Origin of the sequence: Bradyrhizobium sp. CCBAU 51627 (assembly GCF_028128765.1) — a bacterium.
Lineage (GTDB): Bacteria > Pseudomonadota > Alphaproteobacteria > Rhizobiales > Xanthobacteraceae > Bradyrhizobium.
The window spans coordinates 25563-45861 of the sequence record NZ_LBJG01000091.1 but is presented as its reverse complement, the minus strand read 5'-3'; the positions used below and the strand labels follow the sequence as shown (position 1 = coordinate 45861).

Sequence of the window (20299 nt, the reverse complement as noted above, 5' to 3'; positions counted from 1 at the left end):
TGCAGCGTGCGATCGTTCAGACGCTGCGAGCTGACATATCGCATCGTCTTGAGAATAGGGAGTTCAGGATAATGACGGGGGCGGAGTTGCTTGTCAAAGCGTTGTTACATGAGGGGGTCGATCGCGTCTTTGGCGTGCCCGGCGAAGGGAATCTCGATTTGCTCGAATCGCTCCGGAATTCGAAGATCGAGTGGGTGCTGACCCGCCATGAACAGGCCGCCGCGTTCATGGCTGCGACATACGGACGGCTCACCGGTCGCCCCGGCGTCTGCATGGCAGCTTGCGGTCCTGGCGCGCTTAACCTGTCGACCGGCGCCGCCTATGCGCACCTTGGTGCAATGCCGATGATCTTGATTACGGGTCAAAAGGAGATCATGAGCGGTCGAGAGGCGCTTTTTCAGCTTGTCGATGTGATCGCTTCGATGAAACCACTTACGAAGCTGTCGCGACAAATCGTAAGCCCGCAGAGGATTCCTACGCTGGTTCGCGATGCGTTTCGTATCGCGATGGAGGAACGACCGGGCCCCGTTCATCTCGAGCTGCCTGAGGATATCGCCGCAGGCGAAATCGAGCCGGTGCCCATGGTGCCGATTCATCCGATCGAAATCCCGGTTGCGCATCGCGTGGCGCTCGACCGCGCAGCCGAGATCATTCTGGGCTCTAAGCGGCCGCTCATCATGTTGGGAGCGGCGGCGAGTCGGCCGCGCTCAACCTTCGGAATTGCGGGCTTCGTGCACCGTACTGGCATTCCGTTTTTCACCACGCAGATGGGAAAGGGCTCGGCGCCCGGCGAGACAAGTCTGTACATGGGGACCGCTGCTGTCTCTGAGGGCGACTATGTTCACGAGGCAATCAATGAGGCGGATCTTATTATCGCGATCGGGCATGATACTGTAGAAAAGCCGCCGTTCGTCATGGGGCGAAACGGCCCTCACGTAATTCACGTCAGCTATACGCCAGCGGCGGTGGAGCAGGTCTATTTCCCGCATGCGGAGATTGTGGGCGACGTGGGACCGAGTCTTCAACTGCTTGCCGATCGTGTCGAAGGAAAGCTCTCGAACGCAAAGGCGCTGCTGTCGTTACGTCATAGCACTCTGAACCGGGGTGCTGACCGCGCGACGGAACGCCGTTGGCCTATCACGCCGCAGCGGCTGGTTCAGGACGTCCGCAAAGTGATCCCGGAGGACGGCATCGTTGCGCTCGATAATGGCATGTACAAGATCTGTTGGGCGCGCCACTACTTTACGTGTGTTCCGAATACGCTGCTACTCGACAATGCGCTCGCCACAATGGGCGCTGGGCTGCCGTCGGCAATGACGGCCGCCTTGCTTTATCCAGATCGACGGGTGATGGCGGTTTGCGGTGATGGCGGATTCATGATGAACAGCCAGGAGCTAGAAACGGCTGTGCGGCTCAAACTTAGCTTGGTTGTGCTGATCTTGAATGATGGAGCGTACGGCATGATCCGCTGGAAGCAGGCCGCGCGCAACTTCGTCGATTTCGGCCTTTCGTTTGGAAATCCGGACTTCGTGCGCTACGCCCAATCGTTTGGCGCGAAGGGAGCACGCGTAAAGTCTGCGGATGCACTGGTGCCGACTCTGGAGGCCGCTTTCACCGAAGGTGGTGTCCACCTAGTCGATGTGCCGATCGACTATTCCGAGAACACCCGCGTGCTCGTCGAGGGCGTGGGCCAGCGTGTGGTGGAGGTCGTGTAGGGCGGCACGGATGCACAGCTTATCGAGGTGCTCGATCGAAGCCGCTGGGCCCAGTGTGGTGATGACCAATTGGCTGCGGTGTTGTCCAGTGCGGTCTCCGTCTTCACGGCTGGTGCTGTGCCAAGGAGAAACAGGCTACGGCACTCGCGAACCTCTGAATGTGCACGACATCACCAAGAAGAGGTAATGCTGAAGCATCGGTGGTGGTACTGCGCTCGTCGCTTCATTGTGCGAGAGGCATAGAAGGACTGAAGAATGGTGAGAAGTTTTACCTTTCAAGCGCCCCCCAATATTTTGTTCCAGCGGGGAGCTTCCCGCAACGTGGGAGAGCTCATCGCTAACTTTGACGCTCGCCGCGTCATGTTGGTCACCGGTAAGATCGTGCGCTCGGCTGGTCTAACGGCAGGCGCCGAGGCCTCACTGGCAGCAGCCGGTATTGGCGTCAGCATTTTTGAGGATGTCGTCACTGATTGCCCCTCGTACGCGGTGGAAGCTGCTGTTGCGGCTTGTCGAGCCGACAGCATCGATGTTGTGCTATCCATTGGGGGCGGGAGTGTCCTCGATACAGCCAAACTTGTGGCCTATCTAGCGAAGACCCCAGATCGTCTCGACGACATTTACGGTGTTGGTCTCGCCAAAGGACAACGCTTGCCGCTATTGTTGGCGCCGACTACAGCGGGGACCGGCTCGGAAGTAACACCGATCGCGATCGTCACCACACCCACCGCGCAGAAGAAAGGTGTCGTTTCGTCGGTCCTCATCCCCGATTGGGCTATCCTGGATGCCGAGCTGACTCTCAGCCTACCGGCATTCGTCACAGCCGCCACTGGTATCGACGCCATGGTACATGCGATCGAAGCCTACACTAGCAGGCACAGGAAGAACCCGATGTCGGATCAGTTTGCTCGTCAGGCGCTTTGCCTGCTCTCGGCCAATGTACGTCGAGTGTGCGAGGACGGGCAGGACATAGAAGCGCGGTCGCAGATGCTGCTAGGATCGATGCTCGCCGGCATGGCATTCGCCAACGCGCCTGTGGCGGCCGTCCACGCGCTAGCATATCCGATTGGTACGAGTTTCCATGTGCCTCATGGAGTTTCGAATGCCCTGATGTTAACGCAGGTCCTTCGCTTCAACCTGCCCGCGGCCGAGCTTCTCTATGCTGAACTCGCGCCTATTGTCGATTTCCAGGCTGTCAACCTGGTGGTCGCCGAGCGAGCCCGGCTGTTTGTCGATGCAATGGCAGCTATCTGCCGAGACTGTGAGATTCCGCTGTCCTTGGCCGAGGTCGGGATCGGCGCCCAAGATCTGAACAAACTTGCCGGGGAAGCGATGAAGCAGACGCGGCTGCTTGTCAATAATCCACGGGAAGTCCGCTTCGAAGATGCTCTCGCGATTTACAGAGATGCTTTGGGCGACCGGATGCCTCCCTAATGCACGGCACCAGTCACCCGATTGCTGCAAGGCCCATAATGCCAGATCTGCGGACTGGCGCCGACCATCGCGAGCAGGAGTTGCCCACGAGATAGTCCAATGCTCGAGAAGACATCGGACCGACCTCGCGCGAGTCAGCCCGCCAGGAGAGGTAGGTTCGCGGGCAATTCAGATATGTAAAAACATTTAAGCTAAAACGGTGGGTCCCAAGACAGCAAGAGGCATCGGCCTCGATGCGGCGTTGCAAATGTGAGTTCCGAACAAGGAAGAAGATTATGCCCCAGACCTTTCGAGAAGCTCGCTGGTATCGCTCAATGCTCTACGTCCCTGGAAATAAACTCGACTGGATGTTGAAGGCGCCCAAATATGGAGCGGATGCCCTGATGTTCGACCTAGAAGACTCGGTCGAGGTTAGTCAAAAAGCTGGAGCTCGCAAGGCGGTCGCGGTAGCTATCAAGGAGCTATGCACCGGCCCCTTCGGGCGCTTTGTGAGGGCCAATGGGTGGCGAACAGGCTATCTGCTAGACGACCTTAACGCGGTTGTAATCGCTGGCCTGGATGGGGTGGCGGTAGCTAAGACTGAAGATCCGGAAGAGATTGCCGCTCTGGACCTCGTGCTTGCGGACTTCGAGAGGTCGCGTGGGCTCCCGGTCGGCCGGATCGAGATTTGTCCGTACCCGGAATCTGCAGTGGGAAGATACCAGTTATACCAACTATGCATGGCATCCCAGAGGGTCAAACGGGCCGGCGGTGCTGGCGGCCCCACCCCAGGTGGAGACATGGCTCGGTCCCTGGGCCTGCAGTTCAATGACTTGGCCGATGAGGGGATGTGCTTTGGAGCCGACTCGGTGGTGCAAGCTCGCGCTGCTGGGATTATACACGTTGAAGGCGCCATGACCGCGAAACTGGACGACCTCGACTTAGTGCGACGAATTGGCGAAAGATCGAAGCGCATGGGCGCGTCTTGGGCGTCAGCAATCCACCCTAGCCATATCCCCATCATCAATGAAATCTACTCGCCATCGCAGGATGAGATCAATGAGGCCCGTGACATCGTGTCCATCTTGGCGGAGGCCACTTGCCGCGGTGAGGGCGCGGTTCGGCACAAATCAACAATGCTGGACTATGCACTTGTTCGGACTGCCATGGATGTCCTCAAGAGGGCTCAGGAAGTCGGAATTGATATTGGCGACATTCCAAACGTCGAGCTGCCACCACTTTGAGAAGGCCGGTCGATTGCTGATCCGGTTGAACTGGCGAGTACGATCGCGACGCACGGCAGAAAAAACTGGCAGGAGGCCATCGTCAATGGAGGCGATAGCTGATTTCGGCCTAATTGGCTGTCGTTCGCAATCGGCGGCGTCACTCCCACGAACTTACGCCTAACAGGCTGAACCGCGCCACAATCCGAACTCGATTGTCGGTCCGCGAATTTACTCGCACGTGTCGTTTACACCGTACAATAGTAATTCTTCAGCCGCAAATTCAACTCACCTCAACCCAGACGCACTTTTATGGCTCGCCCGGAAGATACAGGCACTTGGTCACAACGTGCACTTGATCCCCGCACAATTCGTGATGGCCTACATGAAATCTCACAAGAACGACATCATCGACGCCGGTGCGATCTTAGAGGCGCGATGCGGCCGACAATGCGTTTCGTCGCGGTGAAGGAAGCCAATCAGGTCGATCTCCAAGCGCTGCACCGGTACGTGACCAGATAGTCGGCTCAAGGACGCGTCCGATCAATTATATGCGGGCTTTGTGCCTCGAGCACGGCGTCCCTTAGCGTCAGGGTGCTGGAATATTCAAGCTCGAGCTGCTGCGCGCTTGAAGACGAGCGAAAACGAGATATCACCGGTGATGCGGCGTCTGGTCGGCGATCTCTACGCCGATCTCTTCCGCCTCGAAGAACGGATCCGTCAAGTGACAACGGAGATCGAAGCGTGAGCGTCGCGAGAAGATCACCATGCCAGGCCTTGACTTGTGCGGAATGTTTTGGATTGCCCGATCGAGGTGATTGATGGCCTTTGCGTGATGATGGGTGGCCGGGTTTGAGCTGGCTACGCGGGCCTCGGAATGGCCAGCGAGCCGCACCTACGTGAGGAGCTTCGTAAGAGCGACGCGTTGTTCGCTGGGAACTAACTGGCGAGCGTCTTGCGGCGGAAGCTGTGCCACAGGGCGTTGGTGCCCGAATCGAGGAGCGGGCTCGCCACGATCCAGCAGCAATTCTCACTTTCTGACGGTCGCGGCACCCGCTCTTGGCGCTTTGCCGCCATCGTCGCCATTGTGGATGTGGAAGTAACCGCCGACCGGCGCGCGGTGCCGACCATAGCCCATCCGTGACCTCAGGTCGGATCATTCTCGTGCCCTTCCCATGAGAACTCGGCGGAGGCCGATCCCCCGCGAGTGCCATAGCGCACTCCAGGAAGCCCTTGAGAGTCCCAAGGGCGATTTCGCCATCGGCTTGCCCGAAGGTGAGATGCACCTTCTTTGACAAGATCGAGGAAGGCGCTGTCCCAGTTGTCCATTTCGACGATGCGCCAGCGGCCGCGAAAGTCTTAGTGAAGCCGGGCACTCTGGCCATCAGCCGGCCTCCGCGATCAGCTTGGGCAATCGCACCAAGTTGTGGGCGGCGGCGGGAAGCAAAAGCCCACGCGACGCGATCACGGCCACGGTACCTGGTCTTCTCTTGCCACGACCGTCTTCATTCAGCCGAATGCCTCCTCGATCGGCTTGCGAATGCGCTGGCTGACGGCATAACGCCGTGCCAGGTCGTTCGCCCCTCGATCGCAGAGCTGCAGCCGAATGGTATTCTGTGCAACATGTGACCTCACGTTGATCGGGCGCAGCTCGTTCACGAGGTCTTCTGCATCGTAGGCTTTGTCGGCGCCAAGCGTGATCGCTATCGGTCGATCGGCACGAGGCTCGATCATGTGCAGCGCGGTCACCGCTCGGCATGTCGGTCGGCCTGCGTCAGGCAGGCGTCGACCAGCAGGCCGTGGCGGTTCTCCACCAGCTCGTGCTCGATGAAGCACAGCTTGGTCTTCGCCCTTGCGGTAAAGCCTGGCGACCGGATCACTGGTCAAAGCATGGGTGTCGTTCGAGAGTTTCCGGCCATGGAAGTCCGCGTCGGCATTGCGCCCGCCGCCTGACGCCGGCGGCTCGCCGGAGCCGTCCTTCGGCTTGACTCATCAAGGCCCAGCCCTCGATCAGCGTGCCATCGGCCGAAAAATGATCGCTCGACAGAAGCTTTTTCGCCTTCGGCTGCGCCAGCACCGCCGCCAGGAACTTCGCCGCGACGTCGCCTACCTGCAGCCGATTGCGGTTCTTCGAGAACACCGAATGATCCCAAGCGGCGTCGTCAACGCCAATTCCGACGAACCAGCGGAACAGCAGGTCGTACTCCAGTCGCGCCGTGAAAAGCCGCTCCGAGCGGATCGAATAAAATGTCTGCAACAGCATCGCCAGCAGCAGCTTCTCCGGCTGGACCGACGGCCGCCCAATTGGCGAATAGAGCGTGGCAAACTCGCGCTCCAGCGCCAACAGTGCCTCATGGTCCGGATTGCTCTTAGCGGATGATCGCGCCGCACCCGCGCCGCCAGATCAACGTAACGGAACAGCTCGCCTGGGCGATTGTCGCCACCGCGCACGCACCATCTCCGAATCTCGTCGAAGCCAATGAATCACGATCGCCCGTCCGCGACGAGCGCCTTTTTCAGCGGCCTGCTAGATTTGCGACGGCCGCTCTCAGGGTAAAAGTTGAGAAGGTGAAAACGTCGCGTAGGGGCAGTCAAGCGCAGCATTACTGCGCAGCGACCTGCGATATTGCTTAAATGCAGATCGCTCCGGCCGGTATTTATTCGAGAAGCAAACTTATCACTTGATCCGTCCCGCCCTGGGGCTGGTTCAGGCTTTCAGTGACAGGAGACGGTGGAATGATTTCCGAGGTGTTCATAACGTGTGCGATTACAGGGGGCGGGGGCGCGCCGAGGCAGAAGAACGTGCCGGTGACCCCAGAGCAGATCGCTGAATCAGCGATTGAGGCTACGCGTGCAGGAGCGGCAGCAGTGCATCTCCACGTGCGTGATCTCAAGACCCGGGAGGGCTCGCTGGATCCGGCGCTGTGGCGGGATGTGGTGCAGCGCATTCGGCGGTCGGATGTGAATCCGGTGCTCAATCTGACCACGGGTGAGGGTTGCGGCATTGTGCTGGGTGGTCCGGAAGCTCCGCTGCCGCTGGCATCGGGAACGTGGATGGCAACCGCGAGTGAGCGGCTCGTACACATCGAGGAACTCCGCCCCGAGATCTGCACGCTGGATTGCGGCTCAAAGAGCGGCAAGGGCCACGTCGAGGGCGTCATGATCAACACCGTGGGTATGCTGCGCGCGATGGCTGCGCGCTGCAAAGAGATTGGAGTGAAGCCCGAACTTGAGGTGTTCGATACCGGTCATTTGGTGTTGGCGAATGATCTCGTCAAAGATGGGCTGATTGATGGTGTCCCGCTGTACCAGTTCTGTATGGGCACGGGTAACGGCGCGCCGACGGATTTGACCACGCTGATGGCGATGGTGCACCTGCTCCCGAAACAGGCCATTTATTCGGCTTTCTCAATCGGCCCGATGCAGCTCCCGTATGCTGCGTTGTCGCCTTTGGCCGGCGCTAACGTGCGGGTGGGGTTAGAGGACAATCTGTATCTCTCTCGTGGAAGGCTGGCCACCAATGCCGAGCTCGTACGGCGGGCAGTAGAGATTCTCGAGCGGATGGGGGTGCGCGTCCTGAGTCCGGATGAGATGCGTGAGAAGCTCAAGCTCAAAGTTCATGCCTGAGAGATCAAAGAGCATGATTGGGGAAATGGAGCCCGTCCAGAAGTTTCCCAGGCAAGTCGGGCTCCTCGGGGGCGGTATCATCGGAGGCGGTTGGGCGGCGCGCTTCATTCTTAATGGGGTTGACGTGCGGCTATACGACCCTGCGTCAAATGCCGTCGAGCATGTGAAGAAGGTGCTGGCCAACGCGCGGCGGGCATATCGACAACTGACGCTTGTCACGCTGCCGCCGGAGGGGGCGCTGACGGTGGTCGAGTCAGTCGCGGACGCTGTGCGTGGCGTGGAGCTCGTGCACGAATCCGTGCCGGAGCGCCTGGAACTCAAGCAACAGCTGCTCGCGGCCGCTAGCCGGTCGACAGCGCCTGGGACTCTAATCTGTTCCTCGAGCTCGGGGCTCGGGCCGTCTCTGCTGCAGGCGAAAATGGACCGTCCCGAGTGCCTGCTCGTCGCGCACCCGTTCCATCCTGTGTACATGCTGCCTCTTGTTGAACTGTGCGCCGGTGAGCGCACCGCGTCCGAGGCGTTGGAGCAGGCAGCGGCCATCTACCGGGCAATTGGGATGCACCCGCTCGTGGTACGCAAAGAAGTGGACGGATCTATCGCGAACCGGCTGCAGGATGCGATCTCGCGCGAGGCGCTCTGGCTGGTGCGCGACAATCTTGCGACTTTGCAGGACATTGACGATGCGGTCCGCTTCTCGTGGGCGCTGATCCGAGCCGGCATCGGTTCCTACCGCATGGCTGGCGGCGGGACCGGTATTCGCGAGTCTATGGAGCAATGGGCATTTAAGTTGCCATGGTCATGGCTCACCGAAAAGCCCGAAATGGACGCCGCATTCCTTGACAAAGTGGTCGAGCAGGCAAACGCGCAAGCAGAGGCCGACCCGCTGCCCGTGCCCCTCGAACATAAGCGGGACGACTTGCTTGTGGCCCTGCTGCACGGGCTGCGCTCACAGGGCTACGGACCAGGCGAGACGCTCGCGCGCTGGGAACAGGGGCTTCGCGCTCGCGCTCCTGAGTCCATTCATGATTCCGGCCCGTTGCGGACGCTGCGAGAGATCCCGTCTAGTTGGATAGACGGCAACGGACACGCCGCTGAGAGCACTTATCTCCAGCTCTGCAGCGACGCCACCGGCACGGTCGGGCGCTATATCCGGGCGAATAGCGAAGACCTGGAGGACAGGGGGACTTATTACACGGTCGAAACGCACCTGTCCCATCTGGGTGAACTTCACGCCGGCGACCGGGTTGAGGTGTTTACGCAGGTTCTCGGCGCCGATGACAAGCGGCTGCATCTCTTCCACGTAATCAAGCGCGAGGGGGGCGACAAGCCGGCTGCGATGGGCGAGCAGATGCTGATTCACGTCGACGCTAAAAGTAGACGCAGCGCACCGGTGCAGGGGCCAATGCGCGAGCGGTTGCTAGAACTGGCGCGGCTGCATGCAAGCCTGCCACGACCGGACCGTGCTGGCGCAAGCATCCGGATGCGCTGAGCACGAGCGCACTTAATCTAGAAAAAAGAAGTAGATTTCCATGAGCCATGTGAACAAAAATGCGTCGCCACTGCATTACCAAAAGCAGTCGTATGAACCTAGCTGGTCGCTTGAGGGACGAGTTGCACTTGTAACTGGAGCAGCGGGCGGGCTTGGAAGAGCTATCGTTGACGATCTTCGGGAGCGCGGCGCTGACGTGCACGGTGTCGATATCGCCGGAGAGGATGTCTTGCGCGTGGACCTCTCAACCGCGGAAGGCAATCGGCAGATGGTGTCCCATGTCGTTAAAACCGCTGGACGCCTTGACATTCTCGTATTGAATGCGGGATGTCAGTTCGTTGCCCCACTCCATGAGTTTCCAGACGCAGATTGGAGTCGGCTCCGGTCGGTGATGCTGGACGGACCCTTCTTCGCGATCAAGGCTGCATGGCAGGCTCTGACGAGATCCCCCGGCGGCCGCGTCGTGGTCACAGCATCTGTGTCGAGCTACAGCGGAGCGGCCGGGAAGGTCGCTTACACCGCCGCTAAGCACGGCGTTCTCGGACTGGTGCGTGTTGCCGCGCGGGAGGGCGCTGCGCATGGTCTGACTGTCAACGCCGTTGCGCCGGGCTGGATGGAAACAGGGATAATGCGCGGCCAAGTAGAGGCTCAAGCAACACGCCGAGGCATCAGCACCGACGAGGTCATCGCGCAATTCCGCGCGTGGCAACCAGGTGATCGCTTCGTCGACGTTCGGGAGGTCGCGGCAACAATTGGTTTCCTTGCAAGTCCTGGTGCTTCCGCGATCAATGGCGTTTGCCTCCCGATCGATCTTGGCGCAACTGCTTAGTATTTTATCGCCGAAATTGGTTGCATTGTTCTTAGCGGCGCGGACCGGTGCAGGCAATTCGATCTCGATGAAAGCGCGGTAGGCGCGGGCACACGGGCCTTTTGACAATACTCGCCGTAACCCAACAAAGGCTCGTGAAAGCATCGAAGCTCGCGTTTGTGTCGATTCCGATTGAGTGGTCGAGACCACCTGTATGACCAAATCGATCTTACCGCCCCGTGTGGCGGCGGGTAGGTGCTCAATCATCGCCGGGCTAGAGTTCGACTTATGACCGGCTGCGGCCGCGACTAGGTAATCGCACGAGGTTTATCGATCATATCGGTCAAGAAATTCGACACCGGTACCTGTCTAACTCGGCCAATAAAGAACGGCGGGAAGGATTTTCGTTTTGCTGGCCGCCCGACCACGATCTAAGAGAGTGAAAACAGCGAGAGAGGAGCCGTGGCGATGAGGTGGTAAATCGTCGGGATGCCATTTCGGAATAAGCTGCGGCGGTCGAGTGATTGCATTGGCTTAATTTCTTAGCCTTTTCCTAATTTCGGCCTACAAAGCTGGAATTCCTTGCAAAGTAACGACGCCGTATCCATGAAGGAGGTGCTCGACACTGTTGAGGTCGAGCGCATCCAGGACCGATTCCGCGGCCGCAGACTGGGCCTGAAATGGGCTACGTGTTGAGTGCACAGTTCGTAGCTCAAGCGCTCGCCGCAACCCAGTAGACCGTTCGCGAGGACCAAGTCTCACATTCTGTGCACCGGTCTTTTATCCAATCCGGCGACGACCGCACCCCCCAGTCAATTGGCCAAGTTGAGCAGATCCGCGGCGACAAGAGCTTCGCGACGCGGCGCGTAACGTGATCCAAGACGACGCACCGTCTTCACATTGGGCAGCCTCGTTCCAAGTCGAAGAGGCGGGCCGCGAGAAATCATATGATTGACGGCCACGCAGGTCTGAACCGATTCTCGAATTGCGCGAAGCGGCAACTTTCGCCGTACTGCTCGAAATACATGGTTGCGACATGAGACCTTCGGGGCCGGGCGTCTTCGGCATGGCGTCTTGCTCGAGCCCTTGCGGCGGAAAAGACGCAATCGCCACCTCAAGCGATCGCACGAGCACTCCTATGAGCTCGTCCATGCGTTGCTGGCTTCATTGCCCCAAGGCCACGGTTGTAGATGAGCACAAATCATCGCGCTTTGCCGGGTAGGCTGCAGGATTTCTGCTGTTTGAGGGGCGATATCAATGAAATTCAGCTTGCGCGACCCGGTAATATTTCGGTGAACATACAAATGTTCTGGCGACCCTAATGTCGCAGAGTTGAGTGCGAGTAGGGAAGGAATGCTCCATTTGATTAATCGTAGACGTCTCATGCAGGCCTGCCCCTCCGGTCTCCACCGCGCGCTCGGCAGCACGCAAGCCTCCAATAGTAATCGTGGTCTGGCAGTCACTGGCGGCACATTAGCGAAACAGTCGCCGGGAGCTGGGAGAAGGGAAATGCCGGACGCGAATAATGCTTTCGTGAAATTTTCCGACATCCAGAAAACTTACGACGGCGAAACACTGGTCGTTAAGAATCTCAATTTGGACATCGCGAGAGGTGAGTTCTTGACTATGCTAGGGCCCTCCGGCTCCGGCAAGACGACGACTCTCATGATGCTTGCAGGCTTCGAGATGCCCACTCAGGGCTCTATCTTTCTGGGAGCGCGCTCGATCGACAACGTGCCTCCGCATAAGCGCGACATCGGCATGGTGTTCCAAAACTACGCGCTTTTCCCTCACATGACCGTGGAGGAGAATCTCGCCTTCCCGCTCAAGGTGCGCAGGCTCGGCAGGGCCGACGTTGAGAGCAGAATCAAGCGCGCGCTCGATATGGTTCAGCTTGGTGCACACGGTAAGCGCCGGCCAAGCCAGCTGTCCGGGGGGCAGCAGCAACGTGTCGCGCTTGCCCGCGCGCTCGTCTTCGATCCCAAGCTCGTTCTGATGGATGAGCCGCTCGGTGCGCTGGATAAGCAGCTGCGCGAGCAGATGCAGCTTGAGATCAAGCATATCCACGAGGATCTCGGCGTCACTCTGGTTTATGTGACGCATGACCAGAGCGAGGCGTTGACGATGTCGGACCGCATAGCTGTGTTTAATGATGGAGTCATCCAGCAGCTCGCCGCGCCCAGCGAACTGTACGAACGGCCGCAGAACGCTTTCGTGGCCCAATTCATCGGCGAGAACAACCGACTGGAAGGTAAGGTCGTCGCAATGAATGGCGCTATATGCGAAGTGGAAGTCCCAGGCGCGGGCAACGTGCGAGCGACGACTGTCAATGTCGCGGGAGTCGGTCGGTCGGCCGTGCTGTCGTTGCGTCCTGAACGAGTGAAGCTGAGCCCTGCGCCGGGCTCCTTGCCCAACGTCTTCGGCGCGCAGATTGCGGAGGTGATCTATCTGGGCGACCACGTGCGTGCGCGGATCTCGGTCTGTGACCAAAACGACTTTGTGATCAAGCTGCCGAATTCGGATGGTGTGGTGCAGCTCGAGCCCGGTGCGGCGATCACCGTCGGCTGGAAAACGGAGGATTGTCGGGCGTTCGACGCGTCATGAAGATGGTTCGAGGCTTCGCCGCGAGGGCGATGGTCAGGTTTTCGGCAAAGCCGTCCCCATTCTGGGGGGGGGCGCCTAACAGGGGAAGCGGACGATGAGGAAAATATTGATGGTTACCGGTGCCTTGGCCGCAGCAGGCTTCGCGGCGGGCGCGTTGTTGCCGCCAAGGCCTGCTTTCGCGAGCGAGCAACTAACGATCATCTCCTGGGGGGGGGGCTACCAGGACGTGCAACTGCGTAAGTCTTTCTTCGAGCCCTTTACAAAGGCGACCGGCATCAAAATCACCGAGGACCAGTGGAACGGCGAGGTCTCGAAAGTCCGCGCCATGGTCCAGACCAACACCGTCAACTGGGACGTGCTCGACGTGGGTGTCGGCATCGGGGAGCTTTGCTCTCACGGACTCGTCGAGACGCTCAACTGGAATAGGCTGGGCCTTGACCGGACGAAATTCTTGGGGGACGACAAGACGCTAGATTGCGGGGTGCCGCATCATGCATCCTCCACAGTCATCGCCTATGACAGAACTAAGCTAAAGAATGGGCCGAAGACCATTGCCGACTTCTTCGACTTACAAAAATTCCCAGGGAAGCGCGCAATGCAAAAGGGTCCAACTTCCAATCTGGAATGGGCACTTGTCGCCGATGGCGTGCTCATCAAGGACGTCTATAAGGTTCTCGCCACGCCAGCAGGCGTCGATCGTGCTTTCAAGAAGCTCGACACTATCAAAAAGGATGTCATCTGGTGGACGGCCGGCACGCAGCCCGCGCAGTTGCTGGGGAACGGCCAGGTCGTCATGTCCACTGCGTGGTCCGGTAGCATCAACAACGCCGTGAAGGAATCTGGCCTACCTTTGGAGATTATGTGGGACGCCCAGATGTTGAGCTTGGACTTCTGGGTGATTCCCAAGGGGGCTCGGCATCTGGACGAGGCCTATAAATTCCTCGCCTTCGGCGGTTCGCCCAAACCGCAGGCTGACATGACGCGCTACGGAAACAATGGTCCCGCTAACAAGGATGCGATGGCGCTCGTCGATCCGACGATCGGGCCCAACCTTACCACTTCGCCCGCTCACATGGCTAATAGTCTGGAGTTTGACTACTCCTTCTGGGGCGACAAAAGAGATGAACTGAACCAGCGGTTTACGGCTTGGGTAGTGCAGCAATAGCTAATGAGCGGCGAGGCGGACTTCAGTTCTCCTCGCCATTTCGGACATTCTGAGAGAGACAATTGAGGAGTCGATGGTGACGATGGCCGTCCAAGTCGCCGGCAACGCCGAAGTCCATATTCCGTTGCGAATCAACCTGCAGCGGGTCGAGGCTCGGCGCAAGCTGAGGGCATTCGCCCTCGCGGTGCCACTCCTGCTGTTTATCTTAATTACCTTTATCTTTCCGATCGCCCGGATGATGTTCGACGCGGTTCATGACAATACGCTGTTGAAGCTGATGCCGCAAACCGCGGCAGCGCTCAGCGCTTGGGACGGCAAGGATCTCCCCAGCGAGGGCGCCTATGCCGCTCTCGCTGCGGATCTCAAGCACGCTTGGGCGCAAAAAACGGCGGGCGCGATCGGAAAGCGGATTAACTTCGAACTGCCGGGCGCAGCCAGCCAAGTAGCGTCGAGCTCTCGGGAGGCGAATGCGCTTTCCACCGGCCCCTACAAAGCGGCGCTGATCGAAATCAATCCGCTCTGGGCTCAGCCCGAGGTGTGGGCCGTGCTGAAGCGCGGAGGTTCGTCCTACACGCCCTCTTACCTGTTACGTTCGGTCGATTATCAATACGGCCCCGACAGCCAGATCGTCGCCTTGCCGACGGATAGCGCGATCTTCCGTGACGTCTTCCTGCGCACGTTCGGCATCAGCATCGGCGTAACCGCCATCACCTTATTGCTGGGCTTCCCATTAGCCTATCTCCTGGCGACGTTGCCATCTAGGGTCAGCAACTTGCTGATGATGCTTGTGGTGCTGCCGTTCTGGACCTCTCTGCTGGTGCGCACCACGGCCTGGGTTGTGCTGCTTCAGTCTAACGGGGTAGTCAACGATGTGTTAATGACGTTGCATATCATATCGCAACCCGCTGAGCTCATTTTCAATCGGGTTGGCACGATAGTGGCCATGACGCATATCCAACTGCCGCTCACGTTGCTGCCAATCTACAGCGTCATGAAAACGATCTCGCCCAACTATGTCCGCGCTGCCCGCTCGCTTGGCGCCGGCCCATTCTACGGATTTTGGAAGGTTTATTTTCCTCAGACGATACCTGGGATCGCCGCCGGCTGCCTCCTAACCTTCATCCTTTGTCTGGGCTACTACCTCACGCCTGCGCTGGTTGGCGGGCCGTCCGACCAGATGATCGCCTACTTCATCGCACGATACACGAACGAGGAGCTCAACTGGGGTATGGCTTCAGCCCTTGGCGCTATCCTGCTCACCGCGACTCTGCTGCTCTACTATGTGTACAATAAGCTGGTCGGCGTCGATCAGCTCAAGATGGGTTGAGAATGATGGCCGCTTTCCCTTATGCTTCTCCGATCGAAAAGGGCTGGCGCTATCTGCATCGGCTGATTTGCGGGATGGTGATACTGTTTCTGATCGGGCCAATCCTGACGGTACTTCCGCTCTCCTTCAATTCTATCCCCTTCTTCGCATATCCGATGCAAGGGTTTACGTTGCGCTGGTACCAGGAGTTCTTCCTAGCTGAGCGTTGGCAGACCGGGCTGCACAACTCGGTCTTCATCGCCATATCAGTTACACTGCTCTCAACCATTCTGGGCACGCTTGCCGCGCTTGGACTCAGCCGCCCGCACTTCCCTTGCCGCGCGGCGGTCACGAGCATATTGATCTCGCCCATGATCGTCCCGGTCATAATCACCGCTGTAGCCGTGTATTTCTTCTATGCCGATGTCGGACTGCTCAATAGCTATATTGGATTGATTCTGGCCCACACCACGCTGGCCACTCCGTTCGTCGTGATCACAGTGACCGCAACTCTCATAGGATTCGATCACTCGCTCACTCGCGCGGCTGCTGGGCTCGGCGCGCCGCCGATTACGGTTTTCTACAAGATCACTCTGCCTCTGATATTTCCGGGCATGATCTCCGGTGCGCTCTTGGCGTTCCTCACCTCCTTTGACGAGGTAGTGGTCGCCCTTTTCGTCGCTGGCCCCGAGCAGCGTACTCTGCCGAAGGTCATGTTCGCAGGCGTCCGCGAGTATTTGAGTCCGACCATTATTGCCGCTGCCACTGTGCTCATTGTGTTCTCCATCGCCATGCTGGCTGCGATCGAACTGCTGCGCCGACGCTCGGAACGGCTGCGCGGCATCCGCAACAACTGACAGTTCCTGTCGCATGTGAGACCTGTCGCCACCGAACCAAATCTAGTGAATTTGCCTAACGTCGAGATGCATCGTGGGCCCACAGGTCTGCCATCGGGATCTCGTGGGCGATCCATTGGCCGACACCGAGAAAGCGCACCTCTCGAACTGGCACGGAGCGCGGACTACAAGGAGATGGAGATTATGAAGAACATGACGCCTGCCACTGGCGTGCCAGCCCGCAGCGAATTGCCAGATCCGGCCACGTGCCGCCATCCGCGCAATCCCGGCGCTCCATTAATTCCACGAGAGGACTGGATTAAAGAGCCTTGGAGCAGCTGGACTTACCTCCACACCAGCGAAATGATGCCAACGGCGCCGATATGGCGGGGATCAGGCCTGGTGCGGCCGCTGCCAGAGTCAGTTCAGCCTCTTGGACAGGTGATGATCAATCTTGAAGACGGCAAAGTTTCTGTCGACGACTTCCTTGCGCGAAGTGCCACAGACGGCTTCTTGGTTTTATACAGGGGACAGATTGTCTTTGAGCGCTATTTCAATCACTTCGCCCCTCATACACATCATCTAGTGATGTCCGTGACGAAATCGTTTACGGGGACGCTCGCCGGCATCCTGGCAGACAAGGGTTTAATTGATGTTCAGCGACCGGTTACGCACTATCTGCCGGAGCTTGAGGCGACCGCCTACAAAGGAGCAACGGTGCAGCAGCTTCTCGACATGGCAAGTGGTGTCACTTTTGATGCTACGCCCCTATGGAATTCGGTCTGGCACCATCAGCAGAAGCCGGGGTGGCCACGAACCTATTGGGAGGCGATCCTGTCCCTCGACAAATCAGAGCGGCCACACGGCGCCGCCTTCAAGTACCGCGACATCGAAACGGACGTGGTGGCTTTCGTACTGCAGCGGGCATCCGGAAGGTTGCTTGCCGATTTGATCAGTGACGAGATCTGGGCACCAATGGGCGCCGAACGCGATGCCTATATCGTCGTCGACGAAAGCGGCTTCGGAACTTCCGCGAGTGGATTGTGCGCGACGATACGTGACTTAGGCCGGTTCGCCCAATTGTTGGTCGAAGGCGGCGCTTTTGAAGGGCGCCAAATTATTCCGCGCAACTGGATAGAAGAAACTCGGCACGGCAGAGGCTGGCGCTTTGGAAGTTATGAGGAATGCGGGCAAACGGGCTACCACAACTTTTGGTGGATCGACAATTCTAGCCGCGGCGCCTTGTTAGCGCACGGCTATGGAGGGCAAGTCATTTATGTCGATCCGAATGCTGAACTCGCGGCAGTCAAGCTTTCGTATCATCTCGGCAGGCCACGTAGTGAAGTTGGGAGCGTCGTGATGCCTGCGATCCGTGCTGCGTTAGGTCGGAACTGATCCTCCAGAACGCGTTCCCGGACACCACAAGTATTGCCTGGAGATGCGCTATGCTAGGGGATACCACGCGGCTGGCGCAGCGGTGTAGTGTGACGCCCTCGCGTGCCAAGCTGACCGCAGGTCGCGATCGCGGGCGAGCAAGAATTGCTGGTCTTTGAGACGAATGGCTGGCTGCTGCACTGAAAACGAGGACCGAGCGAAGCGAAGCAGTCTCCGTATTTCGAGTTCCCGCCAAAATGGTTGTCGGTCACCGCTTGCGGTCTGTTTGGCATGGATTGCGTCGACCCGCTATCCGGCCGCTATCAGGGCCGGAACGCAGAAACCGCATCGCATGCTTCCAATGGAAGCCTGTAACCGCTAGGAGCTCGTCGAGAATGCGACCCTTCTCGACTCGGCATCCCGTAAGCCCATGCCAAAACAGACTTCAGTTCCGTGCGCGTCGCCATGCTTAACCGCCTCGTCGCCGCCTCTGCGCTCTGTGGCATTGGGAGCAATTTACCTGAGGCAACAACTCAGCGTTCAGGAGCATTCCTGACGAGGCAATGCGGGGTCAACAACGCGTGTCGGGTCATTCTCGGTGCGAGCTGCCGCGCGTTGTTCGACGAGATCTATCGCTCGGCGCACAAGCCGCTGCCGGCCAAGCGCTACGTCTTTCCCGAGTAGAGGAATGCGGGATGGAGCTCGACCACGTTGCGATCGGAAAGCACTGCTACTCGGTGTCCCCACCGATTGCTACGCGAGACGGCTGTGCCACGCATCTGGGCCACGCAAGTCTTTCACCACGGCAATCGCCTTGCAGCCCATGACGCTCTTCGAACCACAAGCATACGACCCGAGCACGTCGGCGCAGATCGCGCGGAGTGTTCGCAACCCAAGCAAAGATTTTGCGCCTGTGTCGGCATCTACGGCTTGCCAAGGTAATATGGCCGCGAGTGCCGCGTGCCGCCGTGCGCTTGAGACCGGCGCGCTTTTCTACAGTACAGTCAGCTAGATCCTCAAGAACAATCTCGATCGCCAACAGACCCAGAACTCCCCCGGCCGGGACGAAGATAGCGACTGTCTGTCCGTGGTGAACGCCTGGCCGCCACATCATGCTATCAGAGGGAGCGGTGAGCCTATCTAGATACGCGTGGTTCGCCAGATGACGACCACTGGCCGTGTAACGGCTTCACCGGATCCACCGTCCCGGCGACGGGACTTCGGGCACCGAGCTTCAGTTCACCCCGGTTGCGTTCTTGATCTCCTCCACGTTTTCTATGCTGCGATCGGGCCGGCGTCAGTCCGCCGCCGATCCAGATCCGATGCAGGATCACTGCGAGCTTGCGTGCCAGGGCGACCTTTGCGCGCTTTGAGGCTCGCCGCGTGGCGACATCCATCCCCCACCGCTTGAGTTTTGGGAACCGCATGATGCGTGAGAGCAGGACGTTGGCGCCTCATAAAAACACCGTGCGCACTATCTCGTCTCCGGCCAGCGTGAATCCGCCTGACATCTTTTTCTCCTGATTGGTAATTTCTTCGGCGTGAGCCCGAACAGCGCGCCCGCCGCTTTAGAGTTTACGATGCCACGAGGATCATCAATCGCCGATTTGTAGGTAACCGCCACCAGGGGACCAACGCCCGGCACTGTCATGAGCCGGCGACAAACCGCATCGTCACGCAGAATTGCCAGCACAGCCTTGTTGGCCTTCCGTACTCCGCCTTCAAGGCCGATCGTGCCGAAGGCATCGCTGACGCGATGCGCTCCCAACGTCGCTTACCCCGCAACTAACTCTCGAATCTGCGCTTCAAAATTCCTCCGCGTCACCAGGCCAACCTTCAGCCCAAAGCCACGCAAGATCCCGCGGATACTAAACTCCACGTCGATCAGCCGCCCGAGAAGCTGTTTGCGTGCGATCAGGAGGGCTCGACTGCCGCAGGGCTGACTTAGCGTACCCCCAATGTCGGTAGGTGCGTGTATCTCTCCGTCTGTTAATGTTAATTCCGTATCCGCACGTGCATCGATCGGTGTTCACCGCGGGGAGGCAAGCCGTGGCGCACGATCTGTCCCCGCAGCTGGATCGATGGTGTAGTCGGTCGGCATCGGCGCCGTTGCTGGACACCAGCAGTGTCGGTCGCGGCTTTCTTCTCCCCGCTCTGCTGCGTCGCGACGATCACGTAGCTGCTCGGACCACCACAAACTGGCCGCGAGAGCGCGGACCTTCTGCGTAAGCGAGGCCAATATTTCAGCGTTCTCGAGGTTGGGGAATGGAACAACAGGCCGGCCATTCGCAATATTCGGCGTTGCGTCAACCACTCGAAGCCAATCCTGGCTACCACTGCTAGGAGTGATGCATCCGGCTTGCCACGCCGCTAGAAGGCCATCAGAAATGCGTCCGTCACGAGAACCGGTCGATCACTGCTGTGACATAGAGCCAACCTTCGGCCGTCCAGGCAGGTGAAGCCCGGCGATCCACTTCTGCTTCGGCCGCTCCGCAGCGAACTGTGTCCGTCCAGGAGGTTCGCTGGCAACCTCTCGAGGGGTCGATCACCGTCATCCTTCGGTAAACGTCGACGTCGCGGTCGCGCCCGCAATGGCATCCTCCGTTCACTGGTGAGCAGGAGGGACAAGTTATGTAGAGGATACCAAAGGTTGTTTCTGTCCGGCGCAGACGTGCAACGGCCTCGATAGTTGCTTTCAATATCCCGGCCTTCAGCTTGGCGCCCTCACGTCGCTCCGCTCGA

12 protein-coding genes and 2 pseudogenes are annotated in these 20299 nt (G+C 59.0%); 11 read left to right on the top strand and 3 right to left on the bottom strand.

The genetic code is table 11. The features are described from left to right. The first annotated feature begins 71 nt into the window (after positions 1-71). The 3 genes from XH88_RS35680 to XH88_RS35670 all read left to right on the top strand — a co-directional run bounded on the left by XH88_RS35680 (position 72) and on the right by XH88_RS35670 (position 4369). Positions 72-1715, top strand: a complete 1644-nt coding sequence (locus tag XH88_RS35680; protein ID WP_442868510.1) for an acetolactate synthase large subunit — start codon at positions 72-74, stop codon at positions 1713-1715. A 258-nt stretch (positions 1716-1973) separates the two neighbouring features. Next, the gene (locus tag XH88_RS35675) at positions 1974-3146 is read left to right on the top strand and encodes an iron-containing alcohol dehydrogenase (protein WP_271672977.1); all 1173 of its coding nucleotides are present in this window, start codon (positions 1974-1976) and stop codon (positions 3144-3146) included. Positions 3147-3421: 275 nt separating this feature from the next. Beyond that, positions 3422-4369 carry an HpcH/HpaI aldolase/citrate lyase family protein gene (locus XH88_RS35670; protein ID WP_271672867.1) on the top strand — a complete coding sequence of 316 codons (948 nt, stop codon included), beginning with the start codon at positions 3422-3424 and terminating at the stop codon, positions 4367-4369. Between the two features lie 1009 nt (positions 4370-5378). Here XH88_RS35670 and XH88_RS39140 read toward each other — a convergent pair. Then, positions 5379-5733, bottom strand: a pseudogene (locus XH88_RS39140) (hypothetical protein). Then, positions 5733-6799 (bottom strand): annotated as a pseudogene (locus tag XH88_RS35660) (IS5 family transposase). The pseudogenes XH88_RS39140 and XH88_RS35660 overlap by 1 nt, the downstream one beginning before the upstream one ends. Before the next feature lie 285 nt (positions 6800-7084). Here XH88_RS35660 and XH88_RS35655 point away from each other — a divergent pair. The 8 genes from XH88_RS35655 (at position 7085) to XH88_RS35620 (ending at position 17578) form a co-directional block, all read left to right on the top strand. After that, positions 7085-7975, top strand: a complete 891-nt coding sequence (locus tag XH88_RS35655; RefSeq protein WP_271672866.1) for a 3-keto-5-aminohexanoate cleavage protein — start codon at positions 7085-7087, stop codon at positions 7973-7975. A gap of 25 nt (positions 7976-8000) precedes the next feature. Continuing rightward, on the top strand, positions 8001-9464 hold the full coding sequence (locus tag XH88_RS35650; protein ID WP_271672865.1) for a 3-hydroxyacyl-CoA dehydrogenase NAD-binding domain-containing protein: 1464 nt from the start codon (positions 8001-8003) through the stop codon (positions 9462-9464). Positions 9465-9504: 40 nt separating this feature from the next. Further along, complete coding sequence (locus tag XH88_RS35645) at positions 9505-10293, top strand: SDR family NAD(P)-dependent oxidoreductase (RefSeq protein ID WP_271672864.1); 789 nt, start codon at positions 9505-9507, stop codon at positions 10291-10293. A gap of 1488 nt (positions 10294-11781) precedes the next feature. Next, complete coding sequence (locus XH88_RS35640; protein ID WP_271672863.1) at positions 11782-12876, top strand: ABC transporter ATP-binding protein; 1095 nt, start codon at positions 11782-11784, stop codon at positions 12874-12876. 109 nt (positions 12877-12985) lie between these two features. After that, positions 12986-14041, top strand: coding sequence for an ABC transporter substrate-binding protein (locus XH88_RS35635; protein WP_271672862.1), 1056 nt, complete (start codon positions 12986-12988; stop codon positions 14039-14041). 73 nt (positions 14042-14114) lie between these two features. Next, positions 14115-15368 carry an ABC transporter permease gene (locus tag XH88_RS35630; RefSeq protein ID WP_271672861.1) on the top strand — a complete coding sequence of 418 codons (1254 nt, stop codon included), beginning with the start codon at positions 14115-14117 and terminating at the stop codon, positions 15366-15368. Positions 15369-15373: 5 nt separating this feature from the next. Beyond that, entirely contained in the window at positions 15374-16204 is an 831-nt protein-coding gene (locus XH88_RS35625) for an ABC transporter permease (protein WP_271672976.1), read from the top strand. A 183-nt stretch (positions 16205-16387) separates the two neighbouring features. Further along, positions 16388-17578, top strand: a complete 1191-nt coding sequence (locus tag XH88_RS35620; RefSeq protein WP_271672860.1) for a serine hydrolase domain-containing protein — start codon at positions 16388-16390, stop codon at positions 17576-17578. A 1453-nt stretch (positions 17579-19031) separates the two neighbouring features. Here the strand turns inward: XH88_RS35620 and XH88_RS35615 are convergent. Then, complete coding sequence (locus XH88_RS35615; protein WP_271672859.1) at positions 19032-19325, bottom strand: transposase; 294 nt, start codon at positions 19323-19325, stop codon at positions 19032-19034. Positions 19326-20299: the final 974 nt, after the last annotated feature.